Source organism: Prevotella sp. 885, from assembly GCF_002265625.1.
Taxonomy (GTDB): Bacteria; Bacteroidota; Bacteroidia; order Bacteroidales; family Bacteroidaceae; genus Prevotella.
In genome coordinates this window covers 1-519 of record NZ_NOVE01000133.1, presented here as the reverse complement: position 1 = coordinate 519, position 519 = coordinate 1, and the positions used below count along the sequence as shown (strand labels likewise).

The window sequence follows — 519 nt, the reverse complement described above, 5'->3', positions numbered from 1 at the left end:
GTGTGAGAAACTAAATATTAACATTTGTTTACATATTCCGCAAAGGTCGGGCGGTCGTAGCCGTCAGCAAGGACAGGGCGGTCGGGGGGTCTTTATCAAGACGGGTTAAGGGAAAATCCCTTAACAATCCCTTAACGGCTTGATACACAAGCCTTTCGTTTTTCTATCGCTTAAATTTCGTCGGTTTTTGTCGGCGCCAGCGTGCCTAAATCGGGCGAAACTGCCTTATTTCTCGTCTTTTGAGTGGTGTTTGAGCGGTGTTATTTTTGCGTATCATTAAACCATTAAAATCGAAAGACGTATGTCGAATATAAACACCAATGCGACCGTTACACTCACCGTAAACGGAAAACAGGCGGAAGATATGCTCCTGAAACTGAAATCTCAGGCTGCAAACCTCGAAAAAGCCATTGAGAAAGCGGCAGCAGCAGGAAACAAACAGCAGCTCACGAAGCTAAAGCGTGAACTGAAGGAAACCAATCGCCAAATCTCGCAGATTGAAAATGCTGCAAAAGGGGT

Annotated in this window: 1 protein-coding gene; it reads left to right on the top strand. The window is 45.3% G+C overall.

Features of this window, described 5'->3' with window-relative positions:
- Positions 1–301: 301 nt before the first annotated feature.
- Positions 302–519 (top strand): hypothetical protein (locus CHL74_RS15460; protein ID WP_141241366.1); only part of this gene is annotated, 218 nt, incomplete at its 3' end.